The following is a 2,691-nucleotide window of genomic DNA, read 5'->3' as shown; positions in this document are numbered from 1 at the left end:
TATTTCCGCCCGCGAGTCCCTGAATGGCCGCGGTAGCCGCCTGTAAAGCAGTGTGATATTTCCCTCCTGTACCAAGGCCAGACTCATTCAATGCCTGGTTATAGGCGGTTTTGTAAATCTGGTCTTTAATTTGCTCAGGCGTAATGTTAGTTTTGCCGGCGTTTTCCAGTTTCTTTCGGGCCGCTTCTCTATCCGGGTCACTGATATTCTCCAGTTTGGCGTGGGCCGCTTTGGTGGCGATAATTGCTCCTTCGGTGCTGGCGATATCAATCACCTGCGCACTGATTTCGCCAATCAGTTGGGCCTGTCTCAGCCGTTGCTGCTCCTTCTCTTTGTCAAAGATAGGACTGAGAGCATTATTGGCATGGTCGGTATCCCGGCTCAGGGTGGTGATATCCTGTTGCTGGCTGTCTTTGTCCCGGATAATCAGGGCGCCGTCGCTGACGGCGGCATGGGTGGTGCTTTGGGCGTGGCCTTCCCGGTTAGCGCCGCCCAGGGTATTGGCCGCCATATTACTGAGTAACATGCCGCCTACTGAGCCGCCAGTGCTGATACTCACGCTATGGTGTTCGGTTTTAAAATCCGCTTTGTTTTTGATATCGCCAAAGCCCAGAGTGCCGGTATCGAGGGTGTTTTTGTCTTTGTCTGCGGATTTCAAAAGTCCGGCGCAGCTATTCAGGTGGGGTATACCAGCGCCCGCTAGGAAAATCGCAGCACGGGCGTGATCTGCTATTACAGCCAACATCCCAGTTTGCACCTCAAGGGCGGCTGGCTGGAAGAAGCCGGGTTTACTACCGGACAGGCGGTGAACATCACCGTTGAACGGGGGCAGTTGATTATCCGGCTCGTTGAGAACGGCTAACCGCTAAAGGGAAGATCCCAGCGCTTAGGCTGGGATCTGTATCAACTCTATTGCAATTGCTTAATCTCTCTATCTAACCAGTTACGATGCTTTTCTATCAATAGGTGGTAATTCTCGTCCGAATAGTACTCTGTCGGTGAAAGATTATTACCAATACCTTGGACTATATTCGGTGAATCAACACTATCTCCCCAAAGGTTCCAAAACTCGTTTAATTTGAGAAGACCATATACGTAATCATCAGGCAATTCATTGAGTAATAGGATATATAAAGCGACATATCTCCATTTCCTTTCTGATAACTGTATATTTATATTTTTTTTATCACATATGACTTCTAAGCTATCGATCACTTCACGATTGATTTCTGTGCAAAATGCAGCTTCAGACACCTCGACCAGAATTGAATCAGACAGATCAAGTTTTGTTAATTCATTACATGCAAACTCACTTATATTAAGAGCAGATAAACGACCAACAGGGTTTCCCTTGGCTCCAAGAAAAATCATTCCCCAATCAAGTAATTCCATTTTTTTAGCTAACAAGTACATATCATTCATCATGGTTTTGATGGCACTCCATTCACTGTTCCGCCAGTAACAAACATTCTATGGCTTACACCACCTAATTTTGGATCTACTATCCACTCAAATCGTCCTTCAACCCCATTTAATTTTCCTGGCAATTGATAAAGAGTGGCTCCATTTTTCAATTTCGTTTGTGTTGCTAAGCCAGCATAATTGTCAACAATATCATTGAAACCATGAGCCTTAGCTACTGAAGGAAATTCTTGTGTCGCTGTTGGCTTACTCCTATTTGGATAAACAGATATTTCTTTCCCATCAATATCAACAACAGTTTTATTAGGTAGTTGATCTACTTTATTTCCACTACCAGTTCCTTTCTCGCCACTCCCAACCCTTTGATGCTCTAATACGTCATTTTTGATTGTCTTGTCACTTGCAATGTTTTCTTTTCCATTAGGTAGTGACTTTCTATCAAACTTACCAACCGGATGCTCAACATTCGTCACCGTACCCTGATCCTTCGGACTAAATTTCCCTTCTCCTACTTTCCATTGTGGTGATGAACCTTCTGCTTTGCTACCCGAAACAGGATTTTTAGCCAGCGCCAAGAATGCTTTAGCCGCCACATATTGCATCACCTTCGCTTCACTGGTCGGGATGCCACCGGCTACAATTTCAGCGGCTTTCTCCGGCGTCATTTTCTCATTGGACATCACCACATCCAACGGCACACCGAAGAAGTTCCCCCACGCCACAATCAGCCCTCTGGCCGGATCTTGCCCTTCAGGGTGCGTACCTCTCGCTTGTTTTGCCAACGCTTCCGATAATTCATCCGGGGTTGCCCCCTCCCTGAGCATTTGCATGGCGAGTGAACTCTGTGCCCGACCGTACTCCGCCATGCCTTTTGGCAGGCTCAACGCATTATTCTCAATCGCATTCTTCCCGGCCTGGGCACCGGTAACGGCGCTTCCGGTGGAGTCACCGGCAATGCCGCCTGCCAGCCCTGCCGCTAGGGTAGAAAGAGTGCTGATGGTCTGTTTTTCCTCTTCACTTAAGTCGCTGACTTTAGCATTTTCTCCGTGAATATGCTTCATCAGTTCTCGCGCGGCCAGTTCACCGCCCGCCGCTCCTGCCGCACCCGCCAGCGCATTGTTACCGCTGACTTCGGCGGCCACAGCCCCCAGAATTGCGTGGGCCAGAGTATTAGTGACGATATCGACTTGATGGGTTTTCGGGTCGGTAGTCAGGTCTTTAATCACGCCAGCCAGGTAAGGGGAAGCGCCACCTGCCAGCGCCTGACCA

The 2,691-nt window shown here is 48.2% G+C and carries 3 protein-coding genes and 1 pseudogene; 1 reads left to right on the top strand and 3 read right to left on the bottom strand.

Annotation, left to right across the window (positions count from 1 at the left end; all coding sequences use genetic code 11):
* Positions 1-667: pseudogene (locus tag Phpb_RS05925) on the bottom strand (hemagglutinin repeat-containing protein); the annotation flags it as partial.
* A 54-nt stretch (positions 668-721) separates the two neighbouring features.
* Between Phpb_RS05925 and Phpb_RS27360 the strand changes: the two are divergent.
* Entirely contained in the window at positions 722-862 is a 141-nt protein-coding gene (locus tag Phpb_RS27360; protein WP_338046862.1) for a SymE family type I addiction module toxin, read from the top strand.
* A gap of 47 nt (positions 863-909) precedes the next feature.
* On the opposite strand, the gene Phpb_RS05920 is transcribed toward Phpb_RS27360, so the two are convergent.
* Both Phpb_RS05920 and Phpb_RS05915 read right to left on the bottom strand, forming a co-directional pair.
* On the bottom strand, positions 910-1,425 hold the full coding sequence (locus Phpb_RS05920) for a DUF2247 family protein (RefSeq protein WP_065389569.1): 516 nt from the start codon (positions 1,423-1,425) through the stop codon (positions 910-912).
* A partial coding sequence (locus tag Phpb_RS05915; protein WP_240492413.1) for a VENN motif pre-toxin domain-containing protein occupies positions 1,422-2,691 on the bottom strand: 1,270 nt, incomplete at its 5' end. The genes Phpb_RS05915 and Phpb_RS05920, both read right to left, overlap by 4 nt.

The sequence above is a fragment of the Photorhabdus namnaonensis genome, from assembly GCF_001684335.1.
Lineage (GTDB): Bacteria > Pseudomonadota > Gammaproteobacteria > Enterobacterales > Enterobacteriaceae > Photorhabdus > Photorhabdus namnaonensis.
This window is presented reverse-complemented; position numbering and strand designations above follow the sequence as displayed.

Excerpts from the sequence above, each read along its gene's own strand:
- Phpb_RS05920 (WP_065389569.1), bottom strand. The coding sequence starts at position 1,425 with ATGATGAATGATATGTACTTGTTAGCTAAAAAAATGGAATTACTTGAT.